This is a genomic window from Cohnella sp. LGH (genome assembly GCF_017671885.1).
GTDB lineage: Bacteria > Bacillota > Bacilli > Paenibacillales > Paenibacillaceae > Cohnella > Cohnella phaseoli.
This window is the reverse complement of sequence record NZ_CP072117.1, coordinates 948,206-965,336: the sequence shown is the minus strand read 5'-3', so window position 1 is coordinate 965,336 and position 17,131 is coordinate 948,206. Positions and strand designations below refer to the sequence as shown.

Sequence of the window (17,131 nt, the reverse complement as noted above, 5' to 3'; positions counted from 1 at the left end):
ATGAGTTTGGAGACGCTGCAAGAACTGGACAGAGAGACGAGAAGATTGTTCATCGCCGGGAGCAAGCTGGCCCGCGGCGATCTGAGATTAACCAAGCTGCTGCCAAGCGTTCGCAAGCTGGGGGAGGCTTCGCCCGTATTCGCGCGCGTCGCGCAGGCCGTCGAGCAGACGCTTGAAGCCGGGCAGGAAGAAGCGGATATGAGATTGCTCGATTTGTCCGCGCTGCTGAATTCGATTTTGTACACCCAAGGACGGACGGACGTTCCGGGAGAGGTCGCTGCGCTGGAAGGGACGGATACTTTCGATTACGCGATGCAGCCTTATCGCAAGCTGAAGCCGGTGATCGAGGCGCTGACCGTGAAAGGGCAAGGAAGAATGGAAGTGCTGCGTCAGGCTTGCGAGGAAGGCGCGATTCGCGACTATCGGCTGCTGCTTCCGGCTGTGGCCGCATTGGAGGACAGCTACGCGGAAATTCCTGAAATCGCCGAGGAGAAAATCATCCCCGGATTCGGGCAGGCTGCTCTTCCCGCGCTGCTCCGCGCTTTCCGTCCGGATGGCGGCAAAGGGGACTCCCGCCGGCTTCGCCTCATTCACGGGATGCAGGGGGAGGCGGCAAAGCCGCTGCTGCTTCGGACCGCGGAGGAAGGCTCGCCGGAGGTGCGGGCAACGGCGATTGAACTGCTCGGAAGCTATGCGGATCAGGAGAGCTTTCTGCTCGCTCAGGCGGGCGAGAAGCGCAAGGAGATTCGCCGCGCGGCGCTGCTGGCGCTGGCGAATGTAGGCACGCCGGCTGCGTCCGAGCGGATCTACAAGGCGCTCGTCTCCAAGGACCGCGAGCTTGCCGTCGAGCCGATCCGGATGTCCGCGGACGCCGACTTGATTCGCCATGCCCTTGCGTATGCCAAAACGGTGAACCGCGAGTTGACGGAGGAAGAGGCGAAGAAGGAAGAGGCGTGGGCCCCGGTGCAAGCGGTGCTCGATGCGCTCGGAGACCGGAGGTTCGCCGAATCTACGGAACTGCTCAAGGAGCTGTTTTCCAACCCGCTGTTTGCCGCCCATGCGCCGTATTGGCTGCAGCGGACGGCGGGAGAGCATCTCAAGGACGACGTCGGACAGGACGCCCGAAGCTTCGCCATTGCGTTGGCCGATAACAACCGGGGAAGGTATCTTGAGCTTAGCCTTTATGCCGCTATGCGCAGTCTGACTCCGGCCGAAGTGTACGAGCGCTTCTCCAAATACAAGCTGACGGGGAAAAGAAAGGCGCTGGCGGAAAGCATGCAGATGCTGCTGCCGACGATCGCAGATCACTTGATGCGCGAGGAGCCGGAGGAGTCGATTCCGGCGTTGGACCCGCGCTGGCTAGAGCTGTTCATCGAGCAGGACGAACTGGAGGTCGTGACGAGGCTGGCTAACGAATTCGACAAGCGGACGGAGCGGTATTTGCTTGATAAATGCGAGGCGAAGCCGGATTTCACCGAAGACGTCATCGCTCATGCTCTGCTGGCCTTGTTCAAGATCGGCAGCAAGCAGGCTCCGGATATGCTGTTGCACGTGCTGGAGACCGGGAAGAGACGTACGATCTATTACTTGTATCCGCAGCAGCGCCTGCTGCTTGGACTGCTTCCTGGCTCCTACGCGGATCGACTTGAACAGTATATCGAGAAGCTTCATTATCCGAGCGTTCGGGAGCAGGTGCAGGAGATTGTTCAAGAGCTGAGAGCCAAGCCGCAGGAAGCGTCCGGCGGCGGGAAGGGGATTATGGAATGGATCAAGCAACGAATGTCTTAAGATTGTCTGCGGAAAGGCTTTACGCCCATGAGCTAGAGGCGCTGACTGCAGCGGATGCGGGAGCGAAGCCGCCGGGGTGGAGGCTGTCGCCTCGTGCGGTACTGACGTTTATTACGGGCGGCGAGGCAGGCGGCGTGCCGATCCGACCGAAATATATCGGCAATAAGCGGCTCGTCGAGATGGCGATCGCCACCTTGTTGACCGATCGGGCGCTGCTGCTGATCGGCGAGCCGGGAACGGCCAAGTCGTGGCTGTCGGAAAATTTGACCGCCGCCATCTACGGCGATTCGTCCAAGGTAATTCAAGGGACGGCGGGCACGAGCGAGGAGCATATTCGCTACTCCTGGAACTATGCGATGCTGCTGGCGCAAGGACCGTCCGATCAAGCCTTGATCAAGAGTCCGATCTACCGGGCGATGGAGGACGGCGGCATTGCGCGGTTCGAGGAAATTTCCCGTTGCGCCTCGGAGGTGCAGGACGCGCTGATCTCCATTTTATCGGAGAAAACGATCTCGATTCCCGAGCTCGGACGCGAGCTATCCGCGTCCAAAGGCTTCTCCGTCATCGCGACGGCCAACACGCGGGACCGCGGAGTGAACGAGATGTCGGCGGCGCTGAAGCGCAGATTCAATATCATTGTACTGCCGGCGCCTTCCAGCATTGAGACCGAGGTCGACATCGTCAACCGACGCGTTGCCGAGATCGCCGCCAGCTACGAGCTGCAGGCCGCGCTTCCCGACGAAGAGGCGGTGCGCAAGGTGGTCACGATTTTCCGCGAGCTGCGCGGAGGAGCGACGCTCGACAACAAGGAGAAGCTTAAGCCTCCGAGCGGCGTCATTTCGACGGCGGAGGCGATCTCCTTGCTGACCGGAAGCATGGCGCTGGCCGCCAGTTTCGGCACGGGGGAGATTGCGGACGAGGACATTGCCGCTTGCTTGCAAGGGGCGGTCGTCAAGGACGAGGAGAAGGACCGGCTCGTCTGGAAGGAGTATCTCGACAATGTGATGAAAAAGCGGGGATCGGAATGGCGCAGTCTGTACAACGCTTGCAAGGAGCTGAACGGTTGAACGGGGAGCAGGTGCGCGTCTTCGGCGTCAGACACCTGTCCCCGGCGGGCGCCTATCACCTGCGGACGTATCTGGACGAGATCAAGCCGACGGCCGTGCTGGTCGAGGGACCAAGCGACGCGAATGCGTTTATCGGCCAGTTGACGAAGAGCGGCGTAAAGCCTCCCGTCGCTCTGCTCGCGTATACGGGCAGCCTCCCGGTGCGTACATTGCTTTTTCCGCTTGCGGCCTATTCTCCCGAGTATCAGGCTTTCGTCTGGGCGAATAAGCGCGGCGTACCGTGCGAGTTCATCGATTTGCCGACGGATCGTTCGCTGGCGCTGCTCGGATTGCGGGAAAAGGGTGGCGAGGACGACGTAGCGGAGGATGCGGTGGAGAAGCGGAGGGCGTATGCGGGCTGGCAGCATTCGCTGTACGAATCTATCGCCGAGCTGGCGGATGAGCCCGACTACGAGGCGTATTGGGAGCGTCACTACGAGCATGCCGGAAGCCAGGGCGCTTATCGTCAGGCGATTCATGCCTTTTCGGCGAGCATGCGCGAGCTGACGGAAGCGGAGGAACGAACGTCCGCGCCACAGGAGCTCGCCTATAACGAGCTGCGCGAAGCGTTTATGCGCCGACGGATTCGCGAAGTGATGGCGGCGGGGCACGAGCCGGACCGCATCGTCGTCATCGTCGGCGCGCATCACGCTTCAGCGGTGGACCTGTCGCTTCCGGCGATGACGGACGCGGAGCTCGGCAAGCTGCCGTCCGTACCGACAAGCTTGACGCTGATGCCTTATACGTACTACAAGTTGTCTTCGCATTCCGGCTACGGGGCGGGCAATCAAGCGCCCGCTTATTATCAGTTGTTCTGGGAATGTCTGACCGGGAGCAAGTCGGACGAACTGCCGACGATCTACATGACTCGCCTGGCGACGCTGCTTCGCGAAGCGGGAACGTATCGCTCGACGGCCTCCGTTATCGAAGCGGTGCGCATGTCCGAGGCGCTGGCTTCTCTGAAGGGCGGCAGCAGACCGACCTGGAAAGATCTGCGCGACGCTGCCGTCGTCTGTCTAGGCAACGGCGATTATGCGGTCGTTGCGGAGGCGCTCGCACGCATCGACGTCGGAACGGAGATCGGCAAGCTCCCCGAAGGGGTCAGCCAGACGCCGATCCAGGACGATCTGAACCGCGAGCTGAAGCGGTTGAAGCTGGAAAAGTACAAAACCGCCGTCGCTCAGGATCTTGAGCTGGATTTGCGGGAAAACCGCAGGGTGAAGTCCGAGGAAGCGGCGTATCTGGACTTGAACCGTTCCGTCCTGCTTCACCGGCTTGAGATTCTTGGCATCGGGTTTGCGCGCAAGCAGGCGGTTCATCAGGAGTCGGCCTCCTGGGCGGAGCGCTGGGTGCTGCAGTGGACGCCAGAGGCCGAAATTCATGCGGTCGAGTCGACGCTAAAGGGCGAGACGATTCAGATTGCGGCGGCTTATGTGATTCATGAGCGGCTGCAGCAATGCGAGAATTTGGCGGAGGCGGCCAAGCTGATTCGCGTTTCCTGCGAATGCCGGCTTGTCGAAGCGATGGGCGAGTCGACCCGCGCTATGCAGGAGCTGGCGACGGAAGCCGGCAACTTCGAGCAGATCGCCGGCGCCGCGTTCGAGCTGTCCGCGCTCGTCCGCTACGGCTCGGTTCGCCGCCTCGAGACGGAATCGCTTGTGCCGCTGCTGAAGCAGCTGTTCCTTCGAGGCGCATTGCTGCTCGTGGATTCGGCGAATTGCAACGACGATGCGGCGAGAGGCATGGCTGCGGCGATTCAGCAGCTGCATGCGGTTGCGCAGGAGCATTACGAGGAAGTGGACGAAGCGCAATGGCGGACGAGGTTGCGAGAGCTGGCTACGCGGGACGACCGGAACGCTAAGCTGTCCGGCTTCGCATTCGCCGTTCTACTGGAGCGGGACGAAATATCCGCGGACGAATGCTCGCAGGAGGTATCGCGTCGTCTGTCTCCAGGCGTTCCCGCGGATTTGGGAGCCGGCTGGTTCGAAGGGCTGTCGATGCGCAACCGTTATGCGCTGCTGTCCCGCGCCGCCCTATGGGAGCAGTTGGACCTGTACGTTCAGTCGCTGGAGGACGAACCGTTTTATCGTTCCTTGGTGTTTCTGCGCAGGGCGTTCGCGGATTTCGAGCCGCGGGAACGGGCTTCCGTAACCGAACTGCTCGGAGACCTGTGGGGAGCGGGGGCGGAACAAACGAGCGAGGAGCTGCTGCAGCCGCTCGGCGAAGAGGAGAAGAAGAAGCTGGATGAACTCAACGAATTCGATTTTGGAGATTTGTAGCCTATGAGCGATCTCGATCGAGAGAAGCTGAAGCGATGGCGGCTCATTCTCGGAGCGGCGGCGGAGGAGAAGCTGGAGGCGATGAGCGCTTCCGGACCTGGCGGTCTGTTGGATCCCGAGGATTTGCTGAGAGACGAGGCGCTTGCGGCGATCTATGACGATACCGGAAAAGACGGAGGAGCTGGCGGGAGCGGTGCTTCCTCGCGGTCTGCGGGGCTCGGCAAATCGTCTCCGCGTCTGGCCAAGTGGCTGGGAGACGTCCGTTCGCTGTTTCCGGCCGACATCGTGTCCGTCATTCAATCGGACGCCATTGAACGCAAAGGACTGAACCAGCTGCTGTTCGAGCCGGAGCTGCTATCCAAGGTCAAGCCGGACATTCAGATGGTGGCGACGCTGCTTGCGCTCAAGGGGCAAATTCCCGAGAAAGGCAAGGAAGCCGCGAGACAGCTTGTGAAGACGGTTGTCGAAGACATTATGAGACGGCTGGAGCAGGAGATGAGGAGGGCCGTAACCGGGGCGCTGAACCGGCGGCAGCACTCTCCTCTGCCTTCGGCCAGCGGGCTGGACTGGAAAACGACGATTCGCAAAAATTTGAAAAATTACGATCGGGAAAGAGGTTTACTTATCCCCGATAGAGTGTTCTTCTATGACCGCGCCCGCAGAAGCAAGGAGTGGACGGTCATACTCGATATCGACCAGAGCGGCTCGATGGCGGGCTCCGTCATCTACGCTTCGATCGTCGGCTCCATCTTCGCGAGTATGCCCTCGCTCGATACCCGCGTCGTCGTGTTCGACACCGAAGTCGTCGATTTGACGGAGCAGTGCGCGGAGGACCCGGTCGATATGCTGTTCGGTGTGCAGCTCGGGGGCGGAACGGACATCAACAAGTCGCTCGCTTATTGCGAGCCGTTCATCCGCGAGCCGAAGAAGACATTGTTTATTCTAGTGTCGGACCTGTACGAGGGAGGCAATCAAGCGGAGATGATCCGGCGCATGGGCGAAATGCGGCAGGCCGGCGTTCAGGCGATTTGCCTGCTCGCGCTGTCGGACGACGGCGTGCCTTCCTATGACGAGGGGATCGCGAAAAGATTAGCCAAGCTCGGCATCCCCTGCTTCGGCTGTTCCCCGGATCGGCTGCCGGAGTTGATCGAAGGGGCGCTGAAGGGAATGGATTTGGCCGCATTGGCGGATCGGATCCAGGCTGGACGGAAGGGGTAGTTCGGCAAGCTCTCTGACAGGTGTAAGGACCTCCCTTTGATGCAAGATCCCCCCACAAAGTGACATTAAGCTGCGAAGCTTATGCCGACTACTTTGCGGGGGATCCAATAGCTCGCTCTTGAAATCTGAATCGGTTGTACACATGAGTTAACACCCTACGAAGAGACCTATGCGAGGGAAGTTAGTCGAAAAAACATACAAAGCAACTCAGATCAAACTCAAACGACGGACGTTTGTAGTAAAAATCGTACAGAGCAACTCGGACCAGGCTCAAACGATGGACGTTTGTAGGAAGAATCGTACAAAACGACCAAAATCAAGGGTTATATGTCGCTAAAGCGTCTTGGATGAATATACGGATACCTGCTGAAAATTATCTGGAAGTGTTATGGGGCAAGTATAAGTCTCCAGGAGGTACATACACCTGTTTTATATCTCGATCATCTCAAGCAACTCTGCTTCTGGGGCATCTCCTTATGCTACGTTTGCGTCTCGCGAAGCGTGGACGACACGTACAAATAAGGAGTACGCATCGTCGTATAGGTGCCCTCGAGCGATTTTTCGTTCAGCAGACCGGTTTTCACTAGCGCGGATATTTTGGCCGGATCGGCTTTAAACAAAGCTCTCCACAGCTCGGGATCGGGCAGGACAGCGGCTAGCTGCTGATCGTTGTAATGTCTTTTTTCCTGATAGACGATTTTCAGCGTGTAGTCGCCGCAGACGAATTCCGCATCCTGGGCGATTTCGCCCGTAATCTCCTTGCGAAGCTGTTCAAGTTCGTCTTCCGTCTGTTTGATCTGGGCTTTCAATTGGCAATACCGGGCGAGCTTGTCTACGTTCATTCAATAACCTCCATTTCATCGATATTCATGGATATGAGAGAAAAGAAGAAGTTATGAAGAGCCGACAACTGCTGTGGATGCCGGGTAATTTTTGCTATAATGGAGGCGTTAGGAGGGGAAATCGATTGAAGTCCATTACGGTTAAGCAATTGCAAGAGAAATTCAGCCTGGAAATTCTGGCTGGGGAGGACAATCTGGAGCGGGCGATAACGCGTTCGAGAGCCCATCGTCCGGGCCTTGAGTTTGTCGGCTATTTCGATTTCTTCCCGATGAACCGGGTGCAGGTACTCGGTCGGAAGGAAATCAACTATTTGCATAAGCAGACGGAGGAAGAGCGGCGGCTGCACATCGGCAACGTCGTGAAGTATCACCCTCCTTGTTTTATCGTTACCGCTAACCAGGAAGGCCTGAAGTATTTGATGATTTATTGCCAGCAAGAGGGCATACCGCTGCTGCGAACATCGGATGCGACGACGGAATTTCTCGGCAAGCTGGATGCTTATCTGACGCAGGCGTTGGCTCCGGAAATCGCTATTCACGGCGTATGCGTCAACGTTTCCGGAATCGGCATTTTACTGCGGGGAAAATCGGGCATCGGTAAGAGCGAGACGGCTCATACGCTTATTCGCAGAGGCCATCGGCTGGTCGCGGACGATATTGTCGTAATGAAAAAGCTAAGCTCCAAGACGATTCTCGGCACCCACAACGAGACGACGCGGGAGTTTCTGGCGCTGCGCAGCATCGGTCTGGTTAACGTAGTCCGTCTATACGGCAGAAAGGCGTTCCAGGACGAGACGCGCATCGTATTGGATATCGAGCTGGCTCCGTGGAAGGACCAGACGCTGAACAACGAGCTGGAGATCGAGCAGAAGTATACGGAATATCTCGGCGTAAAAATTCCCCATCTGGAAATTCAGCTCCAGCCCGGGAGGGATGTCGCCGGCATGATCGAGGCGGCGGCCAACAGCTGGTACTTGAGACAGCAAGGCTACAGCGCGGCCGAGGAATTCATGAAGCGGATTGAAGGTGAGATGAAGTGATTCGAAGCCTGTCACGGCCATGGACTGCGGCGATTTTGGCCGTCTTCGTCCTCTTCGTTTCCGCCTGCAGCTCCAAGACCGAGAATGCGCCGCAAGCTACGTCCTCGCAGACGGCCTCACCTTCCGCTTCGGGTGCGGTTGACAGCACTCCTTCATCAAGCTCGGAGCCTTCGGCTTCCCCCGAAGCGGCACAACCGGCCAAAGGGTTTCTGTGGAAGATCGAAGGCGGAGCCCATCCCGGTTACTTGGTCGGCACGATCCACATTGCGGACAAGAAAATGTATCCGCTGGACCCACAGCTGGAGCGGACGCTGGACGAAGCGGATTTCGTCGCTTTGGAGCTGGATTTGACCAAGGCCGATCAGAAACGGACGCTGGAGCTCGTCAACGAGCGGGCGATGCTGCCGGAAGGAACGACGCTTAAGGATGTCGTGGACGAGAAGGATTATGAACGTTTTCAATCGATTTTGAAGAAATCGCTGCTCGCCGCGGCAGCGCCGATGTTCGATCAATACGAGCCCTGGTATGCGGCGATGACGCTTGAAAGTTTGCCCGCAATGAGATTTATGTTGACCGAGGGCATCGATATGCATTTTGCCAAGCAGGCTCACAAGGAAGGAAAAGAAGTGATTGAGCTGGAGTCGTTGGAAGCTCAGTTGGACATTTTCGACGGACTTTCCGAAGAGATGCAGCAGCTCTATTTTCATCAAACGGTGAGCAGCAGCGGCAAGGCGATGGAAGGGATGCAACAACTGATCGAGATGTGGCAGGCAGGGAATCTCGATGAGCTGGAGACAGCCCATAAGCAGTTCGAACAGGAAGGCCTGGAGTCGATGGGCAAGCTGTTCGAGGAGTATAATGATGCGCTGCTGCTGAGCAGGAATGTCGCGATGGCGGATAAAATTGACGATTTTCTTCAGAAGGGGAAGGACGGCACTTATTTGATCGCCGTGGGCTCCCTCCACATGGTCGGAGAGAGCGGCCTGGTGTCGCTTCTGGAACAGAAGGGCTATGACGTCAAGTTTATGCAATAGCCGGGTCGGCATATTACGTAAGAGGGAACCCGCAAGTCGAGGCAGCAGGCTGCTGCGACGACTGGGGTTCCCTTTTTCAGCTAGTAACGAGCTTATACGGACAGACCTACTTCTTCAAGGAACTTGCGGAATTCGTCGAAATTCATCTGCTGGGCGGCGTCGGACAAGGCGGTAGCCGGGTCGGGGTGCACCTCTACCATTACGCCGTCGGCTCCCGCGGCGATAGCCGCTTTGGCGCAAGGCGCCATAATATCCTTGCGGCCTGTCGAGTGCGTAACGTCGACCAATACCGGCAAGTGGCTCTCCAGCTTGAGAATCGGCACGGCCGAGATGTCGAGCGTATTGCGGGTCGCTTTCTCGTAGGTGCGAATGCCGCGCTCGATCAGCATAACCTGCGTATTTCCTCGCGACACGATGTATTCCGCCGAATGGAGGAATTCGTCTATCGTTGCGGCGAGCCCTCTCTTAAGCAGTATAGGCGTCTTGACGTCTCCCGCAGCTTTGAGCAGCTCGAAGTTCTGCATGTTTCTGGCGCCGATCTGGATAACGTCAATATATTGTCCGGCCAATTCGACATGCGCAGGATCGACGATCTCGCTGATCGTTTTTAAGCCGAATTCGTCCGCCACCTCTTTGAGAATTTGGAGGCCTTCGATGCCGAGCCCCTGGAAGTCGTAAGGGGAGGTACGAGGCTTGAACGCACCGCCGCGCAGAACGGTCACTCCCGAAGCCTTCAGCATGGCGGCCGTTTTCCGAACCTGCTCGTAGCTTTCCACGGAGCAAGGGCCGGCGACCAGAATCGGCTTGTTGCCGCCGACGGCCACATCTCCGACGGATACGATCGTATCCTCCTTGTGTCTCTTGCGGCTGACAAGCAGATGCTTCACGTGATCCGATTGCTGCAGCTTAAGCGAGGCCTGGAACATCTGCTTGAACAGATGGCGGATCGTCTCGTTGTCGAACGGGCCTTTATTTTGGGCGACGAGCTCGTCGAGCATCTCTTTTTCCCGGACAGGATCGTATTTGGGTACGCCTTGCTTTTCTTTTTCTTGCCCGATCTGTTGTGCGATGCGGCCACGTTCCGATAAAAGCTCCAAAAGCTGCTGATTCACGGAGTCGAGCTGTCCGCGCAGTTCCTCCAATTTTCCGTTGCTCATGATCGATCTCTCCTTATTGAATGTGGTAGGTTCGCAAGTAACAAAAAAAAGACCTCTCCTCCGCAAGGGACGAGAAGTCGTGGTACCACCCTTATTAGAAATGCATCTCGCCGCTCCGGATACGGCCGCGGATTCATTTCTCACTCTGACCTTTAACGCAGGGATACGGGTTGCCCTACCGCGAATCCGCTTGGGAGACGCTATCAGGAACCGGCTCGGGAGTGAACTTCGGCGGAATCTTCGCTCGGGCGCTCTCAGTCGGCGGCGCTCCGTCCCTGGCAGCTAAGGCTGTCCGCTTACTCTCTCCGTCGTTGCCTTTTGGCAATTCATTCAAGTGTTAGCTGAATTCTATCGCAACGCTTCCGGCCTCGCAAGGCTGCGGGTTAACGCGCGATTGCATCATTGCGGTAAAGTTTTGCGGCGACGGAGTCAATGGGAATGGGGGGCGAACGGTAAGAGGTCGGGGGATTGCTGAAGAGCGGCGGTTTGAGTTGAGGAGGAGCTGATGCGGAGCTATTACTCGATACTGATGCGCTATATATAGAAGAACTCGGTGGGCCCAAGCTTCAAACCGACTGAATTGGCTTCGAGCTGTACGACCTTTGGATTTAATATCATTATTAGTTGGTTGGCTTGCGGCAACGGTGATTAAATGAGCAGAACCGACTGGACGACACTGCACTAAAGCTGAAAATCCACCTAAAATCCGGGCAACCGGTCATTCTGAAGAAAATAGAGCGGATTCTCCGTGCTAAAATCCGAAAAAGCTGATTTTTTCAAAAATAAAGCGGGAAGTCCGCTTTATTCCCGCCGAATCTGCCCGAATGTAGGAAATAAAGCGGGAGATCCGCTTTATTGTCTAAGGGGCCAGGGCAAGGTTGGTGCTCCTATAATACCCAAGACACTAACGCTATTGCTGATCTTTCCAGTATTGCTACTGCACACAACATAACAAGCTATACGTTCCGCACTGCTCCCCATCATCCTTTCTTAGCCTGGGTAATCTAGTGTCAGCATACTGCTAAAAGTTTTTTTGCAAAAAGAGTTGCATTATCAATAGCATTCATGGTATATTCTAATTCCTGTCGCCGACACGAAGCGTACTTGATAGAAACGCTTGAGTCGAATATCCTCGAAAAATATCGAATCTGGTAAAAATTGAGGGTTGCAAGAAGGCGCGGGATGAGGTAAGATGAAATTCCTGCGCCGGAAACGGACAGGCCAGAAACACCGATTGTTCTTTGAAAACTGAACATTGAGCGTAAGAAACAAAAACGTCGGAAGACGGCTTCGGTCGTCGGAAGGCAAACCAGCAATAAAGTAATGAGCCTTCTGGCTCTCTATTATGGAGAGTTTGATCCTGGCTCAGGACGAACGCTGGCGGCGTGCCTAATACATGCAAGTCGAGCGGATCTCTGATGGAGCTTGCTCCTGATGAGGTTAGCGGCGGACGGGTGAGTAACACGTAGGCAACCTGCCCCCAAGATCGGGATAACATTCGGAAACGAATGCTAAGACCGGATACACGGTTTGGTCGCATGATCGGATCGGGAAACACGGAGCAATCTGTGGCTTGAGGATGGGCCTGCGGCGCATTAGCTAGTTGGTGGGGTAACGGCTCACCAAGGCGACGATGCGTAGCCGACCTGAGAGGGTGAACGGCCACACTGGGACTGAGACACGGCCCAGACTCCTACGGGAGGCAGCAGTAGGGAATCTTCCACAATGGGCGAAAGCCTGATGGAGCAACGCCGCGTGAGTGAGGAAGGCTTTCGGGTCGTAAAGCTCTGTTGCCAGGGAAGAATAAGGATCATTTAACTGATGATCCGATGACGGTACCTGAGAAGAAAGCCCCGGCTAACTACGTGCCAGCAGCCGCGGTAATACGTAGGGGGCAAGCGTTGTCCGGAATTATTGGGCGTAAAGCGCGCGCAGGCGGCTCTTTAAGTCTGGTGTTTAAGTGCGGGGCTCAACCCCGTGACGCACTGGAAACTGGGGAGCTTGAGTGCAGAAGAGGAGAGCGGAATTCCACGTGTAGCGGTGAAATGCGTAGAGATGTGGAGGAACACCAGTGGCGAAGGCGGCTCTCTGGACTGTAACTGACGCTGAGGCGCGAAAGCGTGGGGAGCAAACAGGATTAGATACCCTGGTAGTCCACGCCGTAAACGATGAGTGCTAGGTGTTGGGGGTATCATGCCCTCGGTGCCGAAGTTAACACATTAAGCACTCCGCCTGGGGAGTACGGTCGCAAGACTGAAACTCAAAGGAATTGACGGGGACCCGCACAAGCAGTGGAGTATGTGGTTTAATTCGAAGCAACGCGAAGAACCTTACCAGGTCTTGACATCCCTCTGAATCCGGTAGAGATATCGGCGGCCTTCGGGACAGAGGAGACAGGTGGTGCATGGTTGTCGTCAGCTCGTGTCGTGAGATGTTGGGTTAAGTCCCGCAACGAGCGCAACCCTTGAACTTAGTTGCCAGCACGTTATGGTGGGCACTCTAGGTTGACTGCCGGTGACAAACCGGAGGAAGGCGGGGATGACGTCAAATCATCATGCCCCTTATGACCTGGGCTACACACGTACTACAATGGCCGGTACAAAGGGCCGCGAAGCCGCGAGGTGGAGCCAATCCCAACAAAGCCGGTCTCAGTTCGGATTGCAGGCTGCAACTCGCCTGCATGAAGTCGGAATTGCTAGTAATCGCGGATCAGCATGCCGCGGTGAATACGTTCCCGGGTCTTGTACACACCGCCCGTCACACCACGAGAGTTTACAACACCCGAAGTCGGTGGGGTAACCCGCAAGGGAGCCAGCCGCCGAAGGTGGGGTAGATGATTGGGGTGAAGTCGTAACAAGGTAGCCGTATCGGAAGGTGCGGCTGGATCACCTCCTTTCTAAGGAGCTCTTCGGAGCTAATCAAAGTCCACGGTCCGCAAGGAAGTGGCAAACGTTTCTTACGCTCATGTTCAGTTTTGAAAGAGCAATCTTTCGCAAAACCGGTTTGGTGATGACGGCGGAGGGGTTCCACGCGTACCCATCCCGAACACGACCGTTAAGCCCTCCAGCGCCAATGGTACTTGGACCGCAGGGTCCTGGGAGAGTAGGACGTTGCCAAGCCGGGCATGCTATTTTCTGCGCAAGCGGAAAGATGCGATGGCCTTTAGCTCAGCTGGTTAGAGCGCACCCCTGATAAGGGTGAGGTCGGTGGTTCGAGTCCACTAAGGCCAACCAATTTCATAACCCCTTGCACCTTGAAAACTGGATATCGAACCAAACTGCATACAATCTAACGATTGCATGCTGCGCGAAGAAGAATGAAGCATCTCTGCCTTACTAGTGTCAAACGACTGGGTTAAGCTAATAAGTGCGCACGGAGGATGCCTAGGCGCCAGGAGCCGATGAAGGACGCGACGAACAGCGATATGCTTCGGGGAGCTGTAAGTGAGCTTTGATCCGGAGATTTCCGAATGGGGAAACCCAGCTATCGTAATGGATAGTTACCTTCGAGTGAATACATAGCTCGTCGGAGGCATACCAGGGGAACTGAAACATCTAAGTACCCTGAGGAAGAGAAAACAACAGTGATTCCGTCAGTAGCGGCGAGCGAAAGCGGATTAGCCCAAACCAGAGGGCTTGCTCTCTGGGGTTGTAGGACGTCTCACATGGAGTGATAAAAGAGCACATTAGGCGAAGAGGTCTGGAAAGGCCTGCCACAGAAGGTAAAAGCCCTGTAGCCGAAAGTGTGTTCTCTCCGAGACGGATCCTGAGTACCGCGGGACACGTGAAACCCCGTGGGAATCCGGCAGGACCATCTGCCAAGGCTAAATACTCCCTGGCGACCGATAGCGAAGCAGTACCGTGAGGGAAAGGTGAAAAGCACCGCGGGAGCGGAGTGAAAGAGAACCTGAAACCGTGCGCTTACAAGAAGTCAGAGCCCGATCTAGGGGTGATGGCGTGCCTTTTGTAGAATGAACCGGCGAGTTACGTTCACGTGCAAGGTTAAGCTGATGAGGCGGAGCCGAAGGGAAACCGAGTCTGAATAGGGCGCTTAAGTACGTGGTCGTAGACCCGAAACCGTGTGATCTACCCCTGTGCAGGGTGAAGGTGCGGTAACACGCACTGGAGGCCCGAACTCGTGAGCGTTGAAAAGCTCTGGGATGACGTGGGGGTAGGGGAGAAATTCCAATCGAACTCGGAGATAGCTGGTTCTCCCCGAAATAGCTTTAGGGCTAGCCTCGAGGTTGAGCATCATGGAGGTAGAGCACTGATTGGGTGCGGGGCCCGCCAAGGGTTACCAAGTCCAGTCAAACTCCGAATGCCATGGATGTATACTCGGGAGTCAGACGGCGAGTGCTAAGATCCGTCGTCAAGAGGGAAAGAGCCCAGATCATCAGCTAAGGTCCCCAAGTGTGTGTTAAGTGGGAAAGGATGTGGAGTTGCGAAGACAACCAGGATGTTGGCTTAGAAGCAGCCACCATTTAAAGAGTGCGTAATAGCTCACTGGTCGAGTGACTCTGCGCCGAAAATGTAACGGGGCTAAACACACCACCGAAGCTATGGCATGTCGTAGTCTTCACTTTGTTCTGGTTAAGCACCGGGACATTTCGTCAGAATCAACCGCTAAGGTTGTTCAAGGATTCTGACCAAATGCGCCCAGCTAAGCACACCAGGGTGAAGTGAAGACTACGACTTGGGTAGGGGAGCGTTGAATGCGGGTAGAAGTCAGACCGGAAGGACTGGTGGACTGCATTCAAGTGAGAATGCCGGTATGAGTAACGAAAAGACAGGTGAGAATCCTGTCCGCCGAAAGCCTAAGGGTTCCTGGGGTAGGTTCGTCCGCCCAGGGTAAGTCGGGACCTAAGGCGAGGCCGAAAGGCGTAGTCGATGGACAACAGGTTGAAATTCCTGTACCACCGTAATCCGTTATGAGCGATGGGGGGACGCAGGAGGGAAGCGACGCGAGCCGATGGATGTGCTCGTCCAAGCAGTGAGAGGGGTATGTAGGCAAATCCGCATACTGTAACCTTGAGCTGTGATGGGGAGGGAAAATCACAGTACCGAAGGTCGTACACCCACGCTGCCAAGAAAAGCCTCTAGCCAGGAGAAGGTGCCCGTACCGTAAACCGACACAGGTGGGCGAGATGAGAATTCTAAGGCGCGCGGAAGAACTCTCGTTAAGGAACTCGGCAAAATGACCCCGTAACTTCGGGAGAAGGGGTGCCTCGGTAGGGTGAATAGCCCGAGGGGGCCGCAGTGAAGAGGCCCAAGCGACTGTTTAGCAAAAACACAGGTCTGTGCGAAGCCGTAAGGCGAAGTATACGGGCTGACGCCTGCCCGGTGCTGGAAGGTTAAGGGGAGTGGTTAGGGGCAACCCGAAGCTGTGAACCGAAGCCCCAGTAAACGGCGGCCGTAACTATAACGGTCCTAAGGTAGCGAAATTCCTTGTCAGGTAAATTCTGACCCGCACGAATGGCGTAACGACTTGGGCGCTGTCTCAACGAGAGATCCGGTGAAATTTTAGTACCTGTGAAGATGCAGGTTACCCGCGACGTGACGGAAAGACCCCATGGAGCTTTACTGTAGCTTGATATTGAACTTTGGTACGGTCTGTACAGGATAGGTGGGAGCCGATGAAGCTGGGGCGCAAGCCTCAGTGGAGGCGCCGTTGGGATACCACCCTGATCGTATCGGAGTTCTAACCTGCTGCCCTGAATCGGGCAGAGGGACCGTGTCAGGCGGACAGTTTGACTGGGGCGGTCGCCTCCTAAAAAGTAACGGAGGCGCTCTAAGGTTCCCTCAGCGCGGTTGGAAATCGCGCGAAGAGTGCAAAGGCATAAGGGAGCTTGACTGCGAGACCTACAAGTCGAGCAGGGAGGAAACTCGGACTTAGTGATCCGGTGGTACCGAATGGAAGGGCCATCGCTCAACGGATAAAAGCTACCCTGGGGATAACAGGCTTATCTCCCCCAAGAGTCCACATCGACGGGGAGGTTTGGCACCTCGATGTCGGCTCATCGCATCCTGGGGCTGAAGTAGGTCCCAAGGGTTGGGCTGTTCGCCCATTAAAGCGGTACGCGAGCTGGGTTCAGAACGTCGTGAGACAGTTCGGTCCCTATCTGTCGCGGGCGTAGGAAATTTGAGAGGGGCTGTCCTTAGTACGAGAGGACCGGGATGGACGCACCGCTGGTGTACCAGTTGTTCCGCCAGGAGCATCGCTGGGTAGCCAAGTGCGGAAGGGATAAGCGCTGAAAGCATCTAAGCGCGAAGCCTGCCTCAAGATGAGATTTCCCAATTCGTAAGACCCCTGGAAGAACACCAGGTTGATAGGCTCGGGGTGGAAGCGCAGCAATGTGTGGAGCTGACGAGTACTAATCGGTCGAGGGCTTATCCTAACATCGTGCGATGCAAATCGCTACGAACAGGGCGCAAGCCATGAATGCCATGTTTAACATGGTTTGAAATGAAGCAATCTGGTCTGGTGATGACGGCGGAGGGGTTCCACGCGTACCCATCCCGAACACGACCGTTAAGCCCTCCAGCGCCGATGGTACTTGGACCGCAGGGTCCTGGGAGAGTAGGACGTCGCCAGGCTGGATGCATGCCCGAGCAGTCGACGATGTCGACGACCAGGGCTGGATAGACAAGAGAAACACCCTTAACCGGGT

General features: G+C 56.4%; 8 protein-coding genes, 1 tRNA gene and 4 rRNA genes. 11 read left to right on the top strand and 2 right to left on the bottom strand.

Annotation, left to right across the window (positions count from 1 at the left end):
* Genes J4772_RS03835 through J4772_RS03820 form a run of 4 tightly spaced genes read left to right on the top strand, consistent with a single transcriptional unit; the run spans window position 1 to window position 6,391 of the window.
* Window positions 1-1,788, top strand: coding sequence for a HEAT repeat domain-containing protein (locus tag J4772_RS03835; RefSeq protein WP_209074201.1), 1,788 nt, complete (start codon window positions 1-3; stop codon window positions 1,786-1,788).
* Window positions 1,764-2,855 carry an ATP-binding protein gene (locus tag J4772_RS03830; protein WP_116060268.1) on the top strand — a complete coding sequence of 364 codons (1,092 nt, stop codon included), beginning with the start codon at window positions 1,764-1,766 and terminating at the stop codon, window positions 2,853-2,855. Before J4772_RS03835 ends, J4772_RS03830 begins: the two co-directional genes overlap by 25 nt.
* Window positions 2,813-5,173 carry a DUF5682 family protein gene (locus J4772_RS03825; RefSeq protein WP_209074200.1) on the top strand — a complete coding sequence of 787 codons (2,361 nt, stop codon included), beginning with the start codon at window positions 2,813-2,815 and terminating at the stop codon, window positions 5,171-5,173. Before J4772_RS03830 ends, J4772_RS03825 begins: the two co-directional genes overlap by 43 nt.
* A 3-nt stretch (window positions 5,174-5,176) precedes the next feature.
* The gene (locus tag J4772_RS03820) at window positions 5,177-6,391 is read left to right on the top strand and encodes a VWA domain-containing protein (RefSeq protein WP_209074199.1); all 1,215 of its coding nucleotides are present in this window, start codon (window positions 5,177-5,179) and stop codon (window positions 6,389-6,391) included.
* 479 nt (window positions 6,392-6,870) lie between these two features.
* On the opposite strand, the gene J4772_RS03815 is transcribed toward J4772_RS03820, so the two are convergent.
* A complete protein-coding gene (locus J4772_RS03815) occupies window positions 6,871-7,233 on the bottom strand; it encodes a hypothetical protein (protein ID WP_116060271.1) in 363 nt (120 codons plus the stop codon).
* A 125-nt stretch (window positions 7,234-7,358) separates the two neighbouring features.
* Here J4772_RS03815 and hprK point away from each other — a divergent pair, with 125 nt between their 5' ends.
* Together hprK and J4772_RS03805 are read left to right on the top strand one after the other, a co-directional pair.
* Window positions 7,359-8,273: an HPr(Ser) kinase/phosphatase gene (gene hprK / locus J4772_RS03810; protein WP_116060272.1), complete on the top strand. Its 915-nt coding sequence runs from the start codon at window positions 7,359-7,361 to the stop codon at window positions 8,271-8,273.
* A complete protein-coding gene (locus J4772_RS03805) occupies window positions 8,270-9,307 on the top strand; it encodes a TraB/GumN family protein (RefSeq protein ID WP_209074198.1) in 1,038 nt (345 codons plus the stop codon). Before hprK ends, J4772_RS03805 begins: the two co-directional genes overlap by 4 nt.
* A gap of 92 nt (window positions 9,308-9,399) precedes the next feature.
* On the opposite strand, the gene J4772_RS03800 is transcribed toward J4772_RS03805, so the two are convergent.
* On the bottom strand, window positions 9,400-10,464 hold the full coding sequence (locus J4772_RS03800; protein WP_209074197.1) for a bifunctional 3-deoxy-7-phosphoheptulonate synthase/chorismate mutase: 1,065 nt from the start codon (window positions 10,462-10,464) through the stop codon (window positions 9,400-9,402).
* A 1,342-nt stretch (window positions 10,465-11,806) separates the two neighbouring features.
* On the opposite strand from J4772_RS03800, the gene J4772_RS03795 reads away from it, so the two are divergent.
* From J4772_RS03795 to rrf (J4772_RS03775), 5 genes are all read left to right on the top strand, one after another.
* Window positions 11,807-13,360 (top strand): 16S ribosomal RNA (locus J4772_RS03795).
* A 106-nt stretch (window positions 13,361-13,466) separates the two neighbouring features.
* Window positions 13,467-13,583: ribosomal RNA gene (rrf, locus tag J4772_RS03790) — 5S ribosomal RNA — on the top strand.
* A 37-nt stretch (window positions 13,584-13,620) separates the two neighbouring features.
* Window positions 13,621-13,697: transfer RNA gene (locus J4772_RS03785), tRNA-Ile, on the top strand.
* A gap of 119 nt (window positions 13,698-13,816) precedes the next feature.
* A 23S ribosomal RNA gene (locus J4772_RS03780) occupies window positions 13,817-16,858 on the top strand.
* Between the two features lie 82 nt (window positions 16,859-16,940).
* Window positions 16,941-17,057 (top strand): 5S ribosomal RNA (gene rrf, locus J4772_RS03775).
* The 16S, 23S and 5S rRNA genes sit together here with 1 tRNA gene alongside, the layout of an rRNA operon.
* Window positions 17,058-17,131: the final 74 nt, after the last annotated feature.

Coding starts and splice junctions, on each gene's coding strand:
- J4772_RS03820 (WP_209074199.1), top strand. CDS start 5,177: ATGAGCGATCTCGATCGAGAGAAGCTGAAGCGATGGCGGCTCATTCTC.
- J4772_RS03815 (WP_116060271.1), bottom strand. CDS start 7,233: ATGAACGTAGACAAGCTCGCCCGGTATTGCCAATTGAAAGCCCAGATC.
- J4772_RS03835 (WP_209074201.1), top strand. CDS start 1: ATGAGTTTGGAGACGCTGCAAGAACTGGACAGAGAGACGAGAAGATTG.
- J4772_RS03800 (WP_209074197.1), bottom strand. CDS start 10,464: ATGAGCAACGGAAAATTGGAGGAACTGCGCGGACAGCTCGACTCCGTG.
- J4772_RS03825 (WP_209074200.1), top strand. CDS start 2,813: ATGGCGCAGTCTGTACAACGCTTGCAAGGAGCTGAACGGTTGAACGGG.
- J4772_RS03830 (WP_116060268.1), top strand. CDS start 1,764: ATGGATCAAGCAACGAATGTCTTAAGATTGTCTGCGGAAAGGCTTTAC.